The 14,683-nt window shown below is 59.4% G+C and carries 14 protein-coding genes; 10 read left to right on the plus strand and 4 right to left on the minus strand.

All coding sequences use genetic code 11. From position 1 onward, the window contains the following. Positions 1-280 precede the first annotated feature (280 nt). On the minus strand, positions 281-1,837 hold the full coding sequence (norR, locus tag CAG02_RS12685; RefSeq protein WP_085709367.1) for a nitric oxide reductase transcriptional regulator NorR: 1,557 nt from the start codon (positions 1,835-1,837) through the stop codon (positions 281-283). 163 nt (positions 1,838-2,000) lie between these two features. Here norR and hmpA point away from each other — a divergent pair, with 163 nt between their 5' ends. From hmpA to CAG02_RS12735, 9 genes are all read left to right on the plus strand, one after another. Then, positions 2,001-3,182 (plus strand): NO-inducible flavohemoprotein, encoded by a 1,182-nt coding sequence (gene hmpA, locus CAG02_RS12690; RefSeq protein WP_085709368.1) that lies wholly within the window; start codon positions 2,001-2,003, stop codon positions 3,180-3,182. A 234-nt stretch (positions 3,183-3,416) separates the two neighbouring features. Continuing rightward, the gene (locus CAG02_RS12695; RefSeq protein WP_085709369.1) at positions 3,417-3,977 is read left to right on the plus strand and encodes an ester cyclase; all 561 of its coding nucleotides are present in this window, start codon (positions 3,417-3,419) and stop codon (positions 3,975-3,977) included. A gap of 25 nt (positions 3,978-4,002) precedes the next feature. Further along, positions 4,003-4,512, plus strand: a complete 510-nt coding sequence (locus CAG02_RS12700) for a disulfide bond formation protein B (protein ID WP_085709370.1) — start codon at positions 4,003-4,005, stop codon at positions 4,510-4,512. Between the two features lie 823 nt (positions 4,513-5,335). After that, positions 5,336-6,277, plus strand: a complete 942-nt coding sequence (gene cyoA, locus CAG02_RS12710) for a ubiquinol oxidase subunit II (RefSeq protein ID WP_065261342.1) — start codon at positions 5,336-5,338, stop codon at positions 6,275-6,277. Between the two features lie 3 nt (positions 6,278-6,280). After that, positions 6,281-8,311 (plus strand): cytochrome o ubiquinol oxidase subunit I, encoded by a 2,031-nt coding sequence (cyoB, locus tag CAG02_RS12715; RefSeq protein ID WP_085701769.1) that lies wholly within the window; start codon positions 6,281-6,283, stop codon positions 8,309-8,311. A gap of 3 nt (positions 8,312-8,314) precedes the next feature. After that, positions 8,315-8,941, plus strand: coding sequence for a cytochrome o ubiquinol oxidase subunit III (locus CAG02_RS12720; RefSeq protein ID WP_007956720.1), 627 nt, complete (start codon positions 8,315-8,317; stop codon positions 8,939-8,941). Then, positions 8,941-9,276 carry a cytochrome o ubiquinol oxidase subunit IV gene (gene cyoD, locus CAG02_RS12725; RefSeq protein ID WP_085709371.1) on the plus strand — a complete coding sequence of 112 codons (336 nt, stop codon included), beginning with the start codon at positions 8,941-8,943 and terminating at the stop codon, positions 9,274-9,276. Before CAG02_RS12720 ends, cyoD begins: the two co-directional genes overlap by 1 nt. A 10-nt stretch (positions 9,277-9,286) precedes the next feature. Continuing rightward, positions 9,287-10,174, plus strand: a complete 888-nt coding sequence (gene cyoE, locus CAG02_RS12730; protein ID WP_039765651.1) for a heme o synthase — start codon at positions 9,287-9,289, stop codon at positions 10,172-10,174. Positions 10,175-10,368: 194 nt separating this feature from the next. Next, the gene (locus CAG02_RS12735) at positions 10,369-10,860 is read left to right on the plus strand and encodes a RidA family protein (protein WP_085709372.1); all 492 of its coding nucleotides are present in this window, start codon (positions 10,369-10,371) and stop codon (positions 10,858-10,860) included. A 69-nt stretch (positions 10,861-10,929) separates the two neighbouring features. Here CAG02_RS12735 and CAG02_RS12740 read toward each other — a convergent pair whose 3' ends face one another. From CAG02_RS12740 to CAG02_RS12750, 3 genes are all read right to left on the minus strand, one after another. Then, positions 10,930-11,634, minus strand: coding sequence for a hypothetical protein (locus tag CAG02_RS12740; protein WP_085709373.1), 705 nt, complete (start codon positions 11,632-11,634; stop codon positions 10,930-10,932). A gap of 116 nt (positions 11,635-11,750) precedes the next feature. Next, on the minus strand, positions 11,751-13,271 hold the full coding sequence (locus CAG02_RS12745) for a HAMP domain-containing sensor histidine kinase (protein WP_085709374.1): 1,521 nt from the start codon (positions 13,269-13,271) through the stop codon (positions 11,751-11,753). Then, entirely contained in the window at positions 13,268-13,984 is a 717-nt protein-coding gene (locus CAG02_RS12750) for a response regulator transcription factor (RefSeq protein ID WP_085709375.1), read from the minus strand. Before CAG02_RS12750 ends, CAG02_RS12745 begins: the two co-directional genes overlap by 4 nt. A 151-nt stretch (positions 13,985-14,135) precedes the next feature. Here CAG02_RS12750 and msrB point away from each other — a divergent pair, with 151 nt between their 5' ends. Further along, positions 14,136-14,654 carry a peptide-methionine (R)-S-oxide reductase MsrB gene (msrB, locus tag CAG02_RS12755; protein ID WP_085709376.1) on the plus strand — a complete coding sequence of 173 codons (519 nt, stop codon included), beginning with the start codon at positions 14,136-14,138 and terminating at the stop codon, positions 14,652-14,654. The last annotated feature ends 29 nt before the right edge of the window (positions 14,655-14,683 follow it).

The raw sequence follows: 14,683 nt of genomic DNA on the forward strand, positions 1-14,683 counted from the left end.
CGCCAGAAACTATTGATGCCGGGTTATCGGCGTCAAAAGGTTGGGCTTTAGGTTAGTTGTCGGGTGGCGTCGAGATCCAGAGCCCCTCACCCCAGCCCTCTCCCAGAGGGAGAGGGGGCCGACCGAGGTGTCTGGCGTCTGACATCGACCTGAGCCACCGAGTCGATTATGGATTCAACAATGCACTTTGGTCGGTGTAGCTCTGAATCATCCCCCAATCGGCTCCCTCTCCCTCTGGGAGAGGGCTGGGGTGAGGGGGCTTTTGAACCTGAAGCACATATCAGCCCTTCATCCCCAACCGCTTCGCCAGCCGCCCCAGATTCGCACGATCCAGCCCCAGTTCACGCGCAGCGCTGGCCCAGTTGTCCTGATTGCGCTCGAGTGCGGCACTGATCAACTGCCGCTGATAGTGCTCGGTAGCGGTGCGCAGGTCCCCGGAAATCAAAGGCAGTGAAGCAACGGCACTGGCCGGCTCCGGCGAGTTATCCACAACCTCGCGCGGCAGGTCGAGATCCATCGCGCTCAGGCTGAGAATCTTCGGCCGCACCTTGCAGTTGCCCAGCGCCTTCAGCGCGCTGCGTCCGATCAGGTGCTCCAGTTCCCGCACGTTGCCTGGCCAGGTGTAGGTCAGCAGCGCTTCCTGGGCATCGCTGTTCAGGCGCAGGCTGTTGAGGCCCATGCGTGAGCGGTTCTGTTCAAGGAAAAAACCGCTGAGCAGCAACACATCGCGACCCCGTTCACGCAGCGCCGGCACCCGCAACGGGTACACACTCAGGCGATGGTAGAAGTCGGCGCGGTAGCGGCCGCTGCGTACTTCTTCGGCCAGATCGCGGTTGGTCGCGGCGATCAGGCGTACGTCGACCTGATGCTCCTTGTCCGACCCCAGGCGCTGCAACTGGCCGCTCTGCAAAACCCGCAACAACTTGGCCTGGACGGTCAGCGACAACTCACCGACCTCATCGAGAAACAGTGTGCCGCCATTGGCCAGTTCGAACTTGCCGCGCCGGTCGCTGGTGGCGCCGGTGAAAGCACCGCGCACGTGGCCGAACAGTTCGCTTTCCACCAGCGTATCCGGCAGGGCTGCGCAGTTGAGGCTGATGATCGGTTTGTCGGCGCGCTGGGAGGCGGCATGGATCGCCTGGGCCACCAGTTCCTTGCCGACCCCGGTTTCCCCGGTGATCAGCACGGTCAGGTCGCTGCCGCCCACCAGATTGATTTCTTCCACCAGCCGTTTATGAGCCTTGCTCTGGCCGATCATTTCGCGGTTCTGCTGGCCGCTGGCCTGGCGATAAACCTCGGCACGCTGGTGTTCGTCTTCGGCGCGAATCGCCAGACGTTCGATGCGCTCGGCGGCGTTGACGGTGGCCGAGGCGAGGCTGGCGAAGGCTTGCAGGGCGTCGAGTTCGATGGGTTCGAAACGCTCGGGATCGAGGGCGTCGAGGGTAATCAGGCCCCAGAGCTTTTCATCGACGAACAGCGGGCAGCCGAGGCAGTCGTGGACTTCCAGATGATCGCCGAGGCCGTCGACCAGCCCGTCATAAGGGTCGGGCAAATCACTGTCGGCAGCGAAACGGGTCGGCCCGGCGCCTGCCAGCAGCACTTCGAAACGCGGGTGTTCGCTGACCTTGAAGCGTCGCCCGAGGGTGTCGGTACTCAACCCGTCCACCGCCAGCGGCACCAGCCACTCGCCATCGAGGCGCAGCAGGGCTGCGGCATCGCAAGGCAGCAGGGCGCGCATGGCTTCGAGCAGTCGTCGGTAGCGTTCGCCTTCGGGCAATTCGCGGGACAGGTCGGAAACCAGCGGGAGCAGGGCGGTAAGCAGTGATTTGGCGGACATGGTCTTGTAGTCAAAGAGACGCGTTGTAGTCGAAGCGACTATAGAGGTGCTTGTGTCGATCTGACTACATAATTTTCAAGCTATTGATTTATATATAAAAAATACTTGGCACGATTACTGGAATACATAAGGCACTTTTAGAGAAAGCTCAGGAGTCACCCTTATGCTTAGCGTCCAGGATCGTGCCATCGTCAAATCCACTGTGCCTCTGCTGGAAAGCGGCGGTGAAGCGCTGATCACCCACTTCTACCGCATGATGCTCTCCGAGTACCCGGAAGTCCGCCCGCTGTTCAACCAGGCTCACCAGGCCAGCGGTGACCAGCCTCGCGCGCTGGCCAACGGTGTGTTGATGTACGCCCGTCACATCGATCAACTCGACCAGTTGGGCGATCTGGTGGCTAAGATCATCAACAAGCACGTGGCGTTGCAGATTCTGCCGGAGCACTACCCGATCGTCGGCACCTGCCTGCTGCGCGCCATTTCCGAAGTGCTGGGCGATGAAATTGCCACGCCGGAAGTGATGAGCGCCTGGGGCGCGGCCTACGGTCAATTGGCCGAAATCCTGATCGGCGCCGAAACCGCGATCTATGACCAGAAGGAACAGGCCGTCGGCGGCTGGCGCGGGGCGCGGGAGTTCATCGTGGTGGCCAAGGTCGAGGAGAGTGCGGAAATCATTTCGTTCTACTTCGAACCGGCGGACAAGGGCCCGATTCTCGCAGCCGAGCCAGGCCAGTACATCGGCATGAAGCTGATCCTCGACGGCGAAGAAATCCGCCGCAATTACTCGCTGTCGGCCCTGGCCAACAAAGGCCAGTACCGCATCAGCGTCAAGCGCGAACCGGGCGGCCGTGCGTCCAATCACCTGCATGATCAACTGCATGTCGGTGCGAGCATCCAACTGTTCCCGCCATCGGGCGAGTTCACCCTGACTGCCAGCGACAAACCGCTGGTGCTGATCAGTGGCGGTGTGGGCATCACGCCAACTCTGGCGATGCTGGAAGCAGCGTTGGAAACCGAGCGCCCGGTGCATTTCATTCACTGCGCGCGCAATGGCAGCGTGCATGCGTTCCGTGACTGGATCGATGGTCTGGCCGAGCGCCATCCGCAGCTCAAGCGCTTCTATTGCTACGCCGAAGATGACGGCGTGAGCCCGGCGGCGGACAAGGTCGGGCTGTTGAGCCAGGAGCAACTGCGTGAGTGGCTGCCGGAACAGCGTGATGTGGACGCCTACTTCCTCGGGCCGAAAGGCTTCATGGGGGCGATCAAGCGTCATCTGAAGGCGCTGGGTGTGCCGGAGAAGCAGAGCCGGTATGAGTTCTTCGGGCCGGCTGCTGCTCTGGAATAATTCGGAACCGAGTTGCCCTCATTCGTCGGAGCGCCGCCCGGACCAAGCTCGCTCCCACAGGATTTGTGTGCGACACAGATCCAATGTGGGAGCGAGCTTGCTCGCGAAAGGGCGGCGGCGCGGTCCTGATTCTTAAATTCTGTTTAAAGGTTAATCGTTTCTTAACCGGTTTATCGTTTATTCCCCGATGCTGATGATAGGCGCTCGTTCGTTTACATGATCAGGATCGCCCCCATGTCGCACATCGCCTCTTCCCGTCGTTTCAGCCTGGCCGCGTTGGGCCTGTCGGTTGCCTTGCTGTCCAGTCCGTTTGCCTTTGCCGAATCCGCGTTGATCCAGCCGCAGACGCTGATCGTCGATCAGAGCCTGCCCAAGGCCCAGCGTGATGCAATGGAACTGGCGGCGCGGCGTTACGGCAGTTTCTGGAACACGGGCGAAGAGGCGTTGGCCACGGCGGCCCTGTCGCCGCAGTTTGTCGACAAGACCCCGCCGGAAGGCCGGGTACAAGGGCCGACCGGGCCGCTGCTGGCGTCGAAGTTCTTTCGCACGGCGGTGCCGGACCTGAGCTGCGAGATCGAACAAATGATCGTCGCCGGTGATCGCGTGGTGGTGCATCTGCACTTTCGCGGGCATTTCACCGGTACGTTCAAGGCTCTCAAAGGGCAGAGCCAGCGTGTAGACTTCCGGGCAACCGATATCTATCAGATCGACAACGGTCGCATCGCGGCCAATTGGCATATCGAAGACAACATCAGCCTGATGGCGCAACTGCAAGCGCAGCCGCCGGCCAGCTGAACCATGGACATGAAAGGGAAACGCGATGAGCGAGGAAACGATTCGATTGGGACGTGAACGGCGCTATCTGGTGTTGCTGGGCGTCATCTGCCTGGCGCTGATCGGTGGCGCGCTGTACATGCAGATCGTGCTGGGCGAGGCGCCATGCCCGCTGTGCATCCTGCAGCGTTATGCCTTGCTGCTGATCGCGCTGTTTGCGTTCATCGGCGCGGCCATGCGTACCCGCCGCAGCATCACCGTGTTCGAGGTGCTGGTGGTGATTTGCGCGATTGCCGGAGCCGGCGTCGCCGGGCATCACGTGTACACCCAGTTCTACCCGGCGGTGAGTTGCGGCATCGATGTGCTGCAACCGATCGTCGATGACCTGCCGCTGGCGAAGATCTTCCCGCTGGGCTTCCAGGTCGACGGTTTCTGCTCGACGCCGTACCCGCCGATCCTCGGTCTGTCGCTGGCGCAATGGGCACTGGTGGCCTTCGTGCTGGTGGTGATCCTGGTGCCGCTGCTGACCTCGCGCAACCGAAAAGCATTGCGCTGAATCAACTTTTCGGCCCCAGCGCCGATAACACAAACGCCTCGATTTGAAGTGACGCAAATCGAGGCGTTTTGCATTTCAGGGTCTTTGTGAAAACGTCGTGACGAACGGCAAGGGACGGTGCGACAGGTGTGCGACATGTTGTCACACACGTCATGTCGCAGTGCCTTTCGCAGGTCCGGATTGGAGTGTTGTTACAAAAAAGGATTGGTCTGTTTCAGGGTTTTTCGGCTTTGGGACGCTGGTGCCGGAACAGGCAGTTTTAACAACCTGTGGCAATTGGCCAAAGCCCTTGGGTTATCGGGGTTTAAGCGCTTCACGGTGTCGGAAAAAGTCTTCGGAACTGTCTGATCCGAGCCAGGTACACCTACATTTTTTGGTGTTTTTGTTGAGAATCGATTTCGATAACATGCGGAACTTTTGCAAAAACGGTGATGGATTGTTGCTCTGAGCGATAAAAATTATTTCGGGATAAGACATGGTGTATAGGGCGCTACCTATCTACAATCGCCCGCACTGAATTCCCGGCACTGTTCAACCTTTATAAGGAACTGAGCAGGAAGTCGGGTGTCGAGGGGCCGAAAGGCTTGCGAGACACCCAGGTGTCGGTGCCTTCCAACTTTCCGCACCAAATGGAATTGGTCTGTAACAAGGCCTTTGACCACGAATTCGAATAAGAACTGACCGCTGTCCCAGGATTTGTCGAGCGTCTGACGCGCGACGGGCGGCCCTTATTCAATCCAAAGAAAATGCCAACCCTTGGCAGGGTGAAGTGTTGGCGATCAAAACCCAACTGCATTGCGCAAGCTGCTTTAGAGGTCGTGAGATGAGTAAAAACAGGTACCCCAGATTACTAGGCCTAGTGCCGCTGCTCGGCACGTTGTTGCTGGGAGGCTGCAACATGACCTTGCTCAATCCAACGGGCCAGGTCGGCCTGGAACAGCGCAACCTGATCATCACCGCTACGCTGCTGATGCTGTTGGTTGTTGTGCCGGTCATCGTCATGACCTTCCTGTTCGCCTGGAAGTACCGCGCCTCCAACAAGAACGCCGTCTACACCCCGAAATGGTCGCACTCGACCAAGATCGAAGTGGCAGTCTGGACCATTCCGGTCCTGATCATCATTGCCCTGGGTTACATCACCTACAAGTCGACCCACTCGCTGGATCCGTATCGTCCGATCGAATCCGACGTCAAGCCTGTGACCATCGAAGTGGTCGCGCTGGACTGGAAGTGGCTGTTCATCTACCCGGAACAAGGCATCGCCACGGTCAACAAGATCGTGTTCCCGGCGCACACGCCAGTTAACTTCCGGATCACTTCGGACGCGGTGATGAACTCGTTCTTCATCCCGGGCCTGGGCGGCCAGATCTACGCGATGGCGGGCATGACCACCAAGCTGCACCTGATCGCTGACCGCAACGCTGAAATGGACGGTATCTCCGCCAACTACAGCGGCGCTGGTTTCACCGGTATGAAATTCAAAGCGATCGCAACTTCTCAGGAAGATTTCGACGCCTGGGTAAGTGAAGTCAAAAAGGCACCTAAACAGCTTGAACAAGCTGAATACGCAGCCCTTGCCAAGCCAAGCCAGAACAATCCAGTCGAGCTCTACTCCTCGGTCACGCCGAACCTGTTCCAGACCATCGTCGACAAGTACGAAGGCATGAAACCGGGCAAGCCGCTGAAGCACGAGAAGAAAGAGAAAGAAGTGGCGGCAACGGATATGGACTCGAATTCGCATTCAGCTGCCGGGGCAGAGGAGTAAACGATGTTTGGTAAATTAAGTTGGGAAGCGATCCCTTTCCACGAGCCGATCGTGATGGTCACCATCTCGATGATCGCGCTCGGTGGTCTGGCGTTGTTCGCTGCAATCACCTACTTCAAGAAGTGGACTTACTTGTGGACCGAGTGGCTGACGTCGGTCGACCACAAGAAAATCGGCGTGATGTACATCATCGTCGCCATGGTCATGCTGCTGCGTGGCTTTGCCGACGCCATCATGATGCGTACCCAGCTGGCCATGGCCACCGAGGGTTCGCCTGGCTACCTGCCACCTGAACACTATGACCAGATCTTCACCGCTCACGGTGTGATCATGATCATCTTCATGGCGATGCCATTCTTCACCGGCCTGATGAACCTTGCAGTGCCGCTGCAGATCGGTGCCCGTGACGTTGCGTTCCCGTTCCTGAACTCCCTGAGCTTCTGGCTGCTGGTGTCCGGCGTCGTGCTGATCAACCTGTCCCTGGGCGTCGGCGAATTCGCCAAGACCGGCTGGGTTGCCTATCCACCGCTGTCGGGTCTGCAATACAGCCCTGGCGTGGGGATGGACTACTACATCTGGGCGCTACAGCTATCGGGTCTGGGTACAACGTTAACCGGGGTCAACTTCCTCGCGACCGTGCTGAAAATGCGTACCCCAGGCATGAAACTGATGGACATGCCGATCTTCACCTGGACCTGCACCTGGGCAAACGTTCTGATCGTGGCTTCGTTCCCGATCCTGACCGCTACCCTGGCACTGCTGACTCTTGACCGTTACATGGATTTCCACATTTTCACCAATGAACTTGGTGGCAATCCAATGATGTACGTCAACCTGTTCTGGGCATGGGGCCACCCTGAGGTTTACATCCTGATCCTGCCGGCCTTCGGCATCTTCTCGGAAGTGATCTCGGCCTTCACCGGCAAGAAACTGTTCGGCCACCACTCGATGATCTACGCTTCGGGCGCGATCTCGGTACTGGGCTTCATGGTTTGGCTGCACCACTTCTTCACCATGGGTTCGGGTGCCAGCGTCAACGCCTTCTTCGGTCTGGCGACGATGCTGATTTCCATCCCGACGGGTGTGAAACTGTTCAACTGGCTGTTCACCATCTACCAGGGCCGTCTGCGCTTCACCAGCCAGGTTCTGTGGACTCTGGGCTTCATGGTGACCTTCGCCATCGGCGGCATGACCGGCGTACTGCTGGCCATCCCGGGTGCTGACTTCGTTCTGCACAACAGCCTGTTCGTGATTGCGCACTTCCACAACGTGATCATCGGCGGCGCGGTATTCGGCTACATCGCAGGTTTCGGCTTCTACTTCCCGAAAGCGTTCGGTTTCAAGCTGCACGAAGGCTGGGGTAAAGCAGCGTTCTGGTTCTGGATCTCGGGCTTCTTCGTCGCGTTCATGCCGCTCTATGCACTGGGCTTCATGGGCATGACCCGTCGTCTGAACGCCACCACCAACCCTGAGTGGGTACCGTACCTGTACGTTGCCATGTTCGGTGCGATCCTGATCGCCGTGGGTATCGCTTGCCAGCTGATCCAGCTGTACGTTTCGGTACGTGACCGCAACAAGCCGGAAAACATGTGCGAACACGGTGACCCGTGGAATGCCCATACCCTGGAATGGTCGACCTCGTCGCCACCTCCGTTCTACAACTTCGCTGTGCTGCCTAAGGCTGACTGCATCGACCCGTTCACCGAAGCCAAGGAAAACGGTACTGCGTACCAGACTCCGGCCAAGTACGAGCCGATCCACATGCCGAACAACACTGCCACTGGCGTGGTGATGGGCGCACTGCTGACCGTATTCGGTTTCGCGATGATCTGGCACATCTGGTGGTTGGCGATCGCCAGCCTGGCCGGCACTGTCATCTACTTCGTGATCCACGCTGCACGTGACGACCAGGGCTATATGGTTCCGGTTGAAACGATCGAGCGCATCGAAGCCGAGCAGCACAAGCGTCTGGTAGCGGCCGGGAAGATCCCTGCTTCCGCGACCCGTGTTGAAACCAAGTTGGAACAGGCTTAAACAATGTCGAACTTAGTGACCAATGCTGGACACGCCCATGGCCACGACCATGGGCACGATGACCATCACCACGACTCGGGCGAGATGACCGTATACGGTTTCTGGCTCTACCTGATGACCGACTGCATTCTGTTTGCGTCGATCTTCGCGGTATACGCGGTACTGGTAAACAACGTTGCCGGTGGCCCGTCGGGCCACGACATCTTCGAACTGCCATACGTGCTGGGCGAAACCGCTCTGCTGTTGTTCAGTTCGATCACCTACGGCTTCGCCATGCTGGCGTTGTACAAAGGTAAAAAGCAGCAGGTTCTGGGCTGGTTGTTCATGACCTTCCTGCTCGGCGCAGGCTTCATCGCCATGGAGATCAACGAGTTCCACCTGCTGATCTCCGAGGGCTTCGGTCCTAGCCGTTCGGGCTTCCTGTCGGCGTTCTTCACCCTGGTCGGTACCCACGGTCTGCACGTATCCGCGGGTCTGATCTGGATGGGCATCATGATGTACCAGGTCAACAAGCACGGCCTGACGGCGACCAACAAGACCCGTCTGAGCTGCCTGAGCCTGTTCTGGCACTTCCTGGACGTGGTGTGGATCTGCGTATTCACCGTTGTTTACCTGATGGGGACCCTGTAATGGCTAATGCACACTCCCATGACAGCCATGATGCTGGCCACGGCAGCGTAAAGTCGTACGCCATCGGCTTCATCCTGTCGGTGATCCTGACCGTCATCCCGTTCGGCCTGGTGATGTTCCCGACCCTGCCGAAGTCCACCACGCTGGCAATCGTCCTGCTGTTCGCAGTAATCCAGGTGATCGTTCACCTGTATTACTTCCTGCACCTGGACCGCTCCGTGGCTCAGCGTAACAACGTGATTGCGTTCGTCTTTACGGCCATCGTGATCGTGCTGCTGGTCGGTCTGTCGCTGTGGATCATGTTCAGCATCCACACCTACATGATGGCGAAGTGAGGTAGACCCGATGTCGCTCAAGCACTTTATCCAAATCACCAAACCGGGGATCATTTTCGGTAACGTGCTTTCTGTGGCAGGCGGGTTCTTCCTGGCCTCGAAAGGGCATGTAGATCTGGCGGTGTTCCTGGCCGCCATGATCGGCACTTCCCTGGTCGTGGCCTCCGGTTGCGTGTTCAACAACTGCATCGACCGCGACATCGACCTGAAGATGGAACGCACCAAGAACCGGGTGCTGGTCCAGGGCCTTATCTCCCTGAAACTGGCCCTGGTCTATGCGACCGTCCTGGGTGTCGCCGGCGTTGCGTTGCTGTACAAGGTGGCCAACCCGTTGGCTGCCCTGTTCGCCGTGATCGGCTTCATCATCTACGTCGGCTTCTACAGCCTGTACCTCAAGCGCAAGTCGGTTCACGGCACGCTGGTGGGCAGTCTGTCGGGCGCCATGCCACCGGTGATCGGTTACGTGGCCGTGACCAACAGCTTTGACATGGCCGCGCTGACCCTGCTGGTGATGTTCAGCCTGTGGCAGATGCCGCATTCCTACGCCATCGCGATCTTCCGCTTCAACGATTACCTGGCCGCATCGATTCCGGTGCTGCCAGTGAAGCGCGGGATCCAGGTGGCCAAGAAGCACATCCTGTTCTACATCCTGGCGTTCCTCGTGGCGACCCTGATGCTGACCTTCAGCGGCTATGCCGGCATGAGCTACCTCGCTGTCGCCGCGGCCATGGGCATGTACTGGTTGTACATGGCCTGGACCGGCTACAAGGCGGTGGATGACACGGTCTGGGCACGCAAGCTGTTCGTGTTCTCGATCTTCACCATCACCGCGTTGAGCGTCATGATGTCCCTGGACTTCAAGGTGCCGACCGAGCTGCTGCTGACGTACGCGCCGTAAGGTTCGAACGTTGTACGAGAAACCCCGCTCATCGAGAGATGAGCGGGGTTTTTTGTTGTCCGCGGCAAGTGAATCCGTCACAGCGGTTTGGGTTAAGCCGTAAATGATTAACCAGAAATCGACAGGTTGCGGTCACCAGGCAAAAGCCCTAGATTCGGATCCAACTTCACGCATCGATCAAGAGGCTGGGCGAAATGACTGAGAGGATGACCTGCGACGAACGCTTCATTGCCCTGGCAAAAGAGCTGAATTACGACATCAATGGCGAGAACACGGTGGGCGGTAATTACGCGCCGCTGGTGCGTCATCACGATGAGCTGTACATCAGTGGGATGGTGCCGCGCACCGAGGGCAAGATTCAGTATCCCGGCCGGGTCGGGCTGGAGCTGACGCTCAAGGATGCGCAAGCCGCCGCGAGCATCAGCGCCATGCGTTGCCTGGCGTTCATCGTCGATGCGGTCGGTTCGCTGGACAAGGTCAGGGCGCTGTTGCGGGTCACGGTCTATGTGAAGTCGACCCCGGACTTCGTCGACCTGAGCGAAGTGGCCAACGGCGCATCCGACGTTTTCAGTTATGTGCTGGGGGATGCCGGTCGCCATACGCGCACCACCGTCGGCGTCTATCAGTTGCCGAAAAACGCGGCCATCGAAGTCGACATGATCGCAGCGGTACATCCGTCGGCGTAATCGCTGAAAGCCGCATAACAAAAAGCCCCGCCTGAGATTCAGAGCGGGGCTTTTTCGTCAGCGCTGCGCTTACTGGGCGGCGATGCTGTAACCATCGAACGCGGTCTGCTGTTGCAGGGCGGTGATGATGTTCTTGCGGTTGATCGCGTGTTCGGTGCCGGCGTTGTCGACGAAGGTCTCGCCTTCGATTTCTGCTTCTTCGCCTTCACCGACGAAGGTGAAACCGAGGAATTCCAGCGCCTCACGATCCACGCTCAGGCGCGAACGCGGCGTGCGCATTGGCAGGGTCACGCTGATGCCGTCCTTGCTGATGCTGAACACTTCGACGTCTTTCTTGGCGCGTGCGGCTTTGCTCTTGCCGCCGCTCGGGTTGCTGATCGCCTGATGGGTCTGGTTCAGCACCTTGAGGGCCAGGCCGTAGACGATTTCCTGGAATGCCGGATCGTCCTTGAAGCTGGACAGAATGCGGCTGATCGGGAACTTGCTGCTCAGGTCTTCGAGGGCTGCGATGTCGGCCGCCTCGGCGTCCTTCAGGCGCTTGAGCTGGCCCATCAGCTCGTAGGCCTGATCGTCATCGAAGCGATCGTGGGCCTGACGGATCGCGGCGCGCAGCTCACGGATCTGCTCGCTCTCGCGGGTCGATTGAAACGCGTCGAGGACCATCTCGCTGATGATCTTCGCTTGTGGAATGTGTTGTGAAAGATTGATGGAGTTTTCGTATTCCGCTTTGGACGACAGGGTGACTACGGATTCAGCGGTGTTGAAATCGGACATTGAAATTTCACTACTTTTTAACTTGGGATAAGACGAGAAAGCATGGGGGGCTTTTTCAGGCCGACTAATTTAGGGGAGCGGGGCGGCATTGTCACGGAGCAACGGCCCGATGGAGATTATTTGCCCGGCGTATTCAGGTTCATCGAACGGACGATCCACTGTTCGGCATTCTGTTGATCCACCGGCAGCGAGAAGCGAAAGGTCGCGCCCCGTCCTGCGACATCGAGCAACTGGATCTCGCGCCCGTGCAGTTGCAGGATCCGGTGCACGATTCGCAGGCCCAGTCCGCCGTCGCGTCGCGCACCGCCGATATTGAACGGACGCAGGAACAAACCTTCACGCAACTCGGCGGCGATGCCGGGGCCGGTGTCGCTGACGGTGATTTCAACCAGTGCACCCCGGGGTTTCAGACCGAGTTCGATTTCGCCCCCCGGCGGCGTATGGCGCAAGGCGTTATCGAACAGGTTGGTCAGCACCCGTTCGATCAGCCCGAGGTCAGCGCAGACGGTCGGCAGGTTGGCGCTGAAGCTGGCCTTGAGCTCGACGTTCCGGGCTTCGGCGCCCAGTTCGAATTTCTGGAAGATGTCCTGGACCAGATCGGTCAGGGAAAATTGCTCCAGTACCGGCTGCACAAAACCATGTTCAAGGCGCACCAGCTCCAGCAGCGACTGCGCGAGCCCACCGACCTTGCGGCTCTGATCCAGGGCGATCCCCAGATAGCGGCGGCGTTCTTCCGGAGACAGGGTGGCGTCCTTGAGTGACAGCGTTTCCAGGTAACCATGCAGCGATGCCAATGGCGTGCGCAAATCATGGGAAATGTTCGCCACCAGTTCCCGGCGCTCCTGATCCTGACGGGTCAATGAGCGCCACTGTTCACCGAGGCGGTTTTGCATTTGCCGGAATGCCGCGTCGAGCACGGCGATTTCGTCCGGGTCGGCAGACTTGTCCACAGGCGTCGGCGCGATTGGCAGCGATTGCGGTGCGCCGTCGATATCGAAGCGACTCACGGTTTCGGTCAGCCGACGCAATGGCCGGGTGATCAGGTTGAATGCCGTCAGACCGGCAATCAGACACAGGAACGCCACCAGACCGATGGACAGCAGCGCCGTATTCAACGCCGCACTGGTGGCGCCGCGCTCGGCGAAACGGTCGTGCGCTTCGCTGAGCAGGACCACGTAAAGGTAACCGGCCGGCTTGCCGTTGACCTGCAGTGGCGCAGCGCTGAACACCTTGCGCCCGTCGACACTGCGCGGGTCATCACCGAGGATCGGCAACGGTTGATCATTGAGCAGTCGTCGGATCGGTTGCAGGTCGACAGTCTGCCGACGCAGGCGTCCTTCCGGTGCGGCGTTGCCGACGATCCGGCCTTCGGTGTCGAGCAGGTACACCTCGACACTCGGGTTGACCAGCATCAACTGGCTGAACAGTTCGCGTACCGCGCCGGGCATCAGGCCGTTGCTGTCCATCAGTACCGTGTCATGGGCGATGTGTTGCGCCAGATCCCGGGACAGCCCCTGCACCACCTCCAGCTCATGCATCTGGCTGGAGCGCACCTGCAACCACGCCGACGTGCCGCAGCACGCCAGCAGCAACACGGCGAATACCAGGGACAGGCGCTGCGTCAGGGTCAGTTTCATGGTTGTTCTGTACTCGTGCCGAATTTGTAGCCACGGCCCCACACCGTAAGGATGCGCACCGGTTGTGCCGGATCCGCCTCGATCTTCGCCCGCAGGCGATTGATGTGGGTGTTGACCGTGTGTTCATAGCCTTCGTGGCTGTAGCCCCAGACAGCGTTGAGCAGATCCATGCGCGAGAACACCTTGCCGGGTTGGCGGGCGAAGAAGTACAGCAGGTCGAACTCCCGTGGGGTGAGGTCCAGGTGCTGGCCGTTGAGAGCGACGTCACGGGTGATCGGGTCGATGGTCAGGCCGTCGAGGCTCAGGCTGCCGGCGTCCATCTTCAGGTTGCGCGCCATGGCGTCTACCCGGCGCAGCAGCGCTTTAACCCGGGCCACCAGCTCCAGCATCGAAAACGGTTTGGCGAGGTAATCGTCGGCGCCCAGTTCCAGGCCAAGGATGCGGTGCAGTTCGCTGGAGCGGGCGCTGGTGATGATGATCGGTGTATAGCGGGCCATGGCCCGGGCGCGGCGACAGATTTCCAGACCGTCGACGCCCGGCAACATGAGGTCGAGGATCAGTGCATCCCAGTGACCTTGCTGCAGCAGGCGCATGCCTTCGTCGCCGTCGGCGCTGTGGACCACCTCGAATTGTTCGTCCCGCAGATGCAGGCAAATGAGGTCGGCAATGTGCAGGTCGTCCTCGACCACCAGGACGCGTTTGGTCTGTTCCATGAAGCTCAATCCTTCGGCGCGATGTGCGCATTGTGCGGGTTTTCCTCCGGGCGAGTTATCACGAATTGTTTAACTTCCCGTGAGGATTTGGCGATCAACCCAAGCCTAGGCTGTGTTCCACGACAGGCATCTGGAATTTTGGGAGACGGCCATGTTTTCACGGCGACAGATTCTGGTAACGGGCGGCGGGCTGGGGCTTGCTGCGTTACTGGCGGGTGTATTGCCAAAGTTATCCACGGGCTCTGCGCTGGTCGGTGAGGCACTCGCCGACGAGGCGTTCGAAGTGACCCACAGCGATAGTGAATGGCATGCGCTGCTGACAGACGAGCAATTCGACGTGCTGCGCAAGGAAGGCACCGAACGGGCCTACAGCAGTCCCCTGAACAACGAGCATCGGGCCGGCACGTTCGCCTGTGCCGGCTGCGATCTGGCGCTGTTTTCGTCGGACACCAAGTTCGACAGCCGCACCGGCTGGCCGAGTTTCTGGGCGCCGCTGGAACACGCCGTGGCCACCCGCCAGGACCGGTCCTTCGGCATGACCCGGGAGGAAGTTCATTGTCGACGTTGCGGCGGTCACCTCGGCCACGTGTTCGACGACGGGCCCAAACCCACCGGTCTGCGTTACTGCATGAACGGCCTGGCCATGACCTTCAAACCCGTGGCGGCCTGAGTCATGGCCTGCCGGCGATCTTCAATTAC

The organism is Pseudomonas sp. R43(2017), from assembly GCF_002112345.1.
Taxonomy (GTDB): Bacteria; Pseudomonadota; Gammaproteobacteria; order Pseudomonadales; family Pseudomonadaceae; genus Aquipseudomonas; species Aquipseudomonas kribbensis.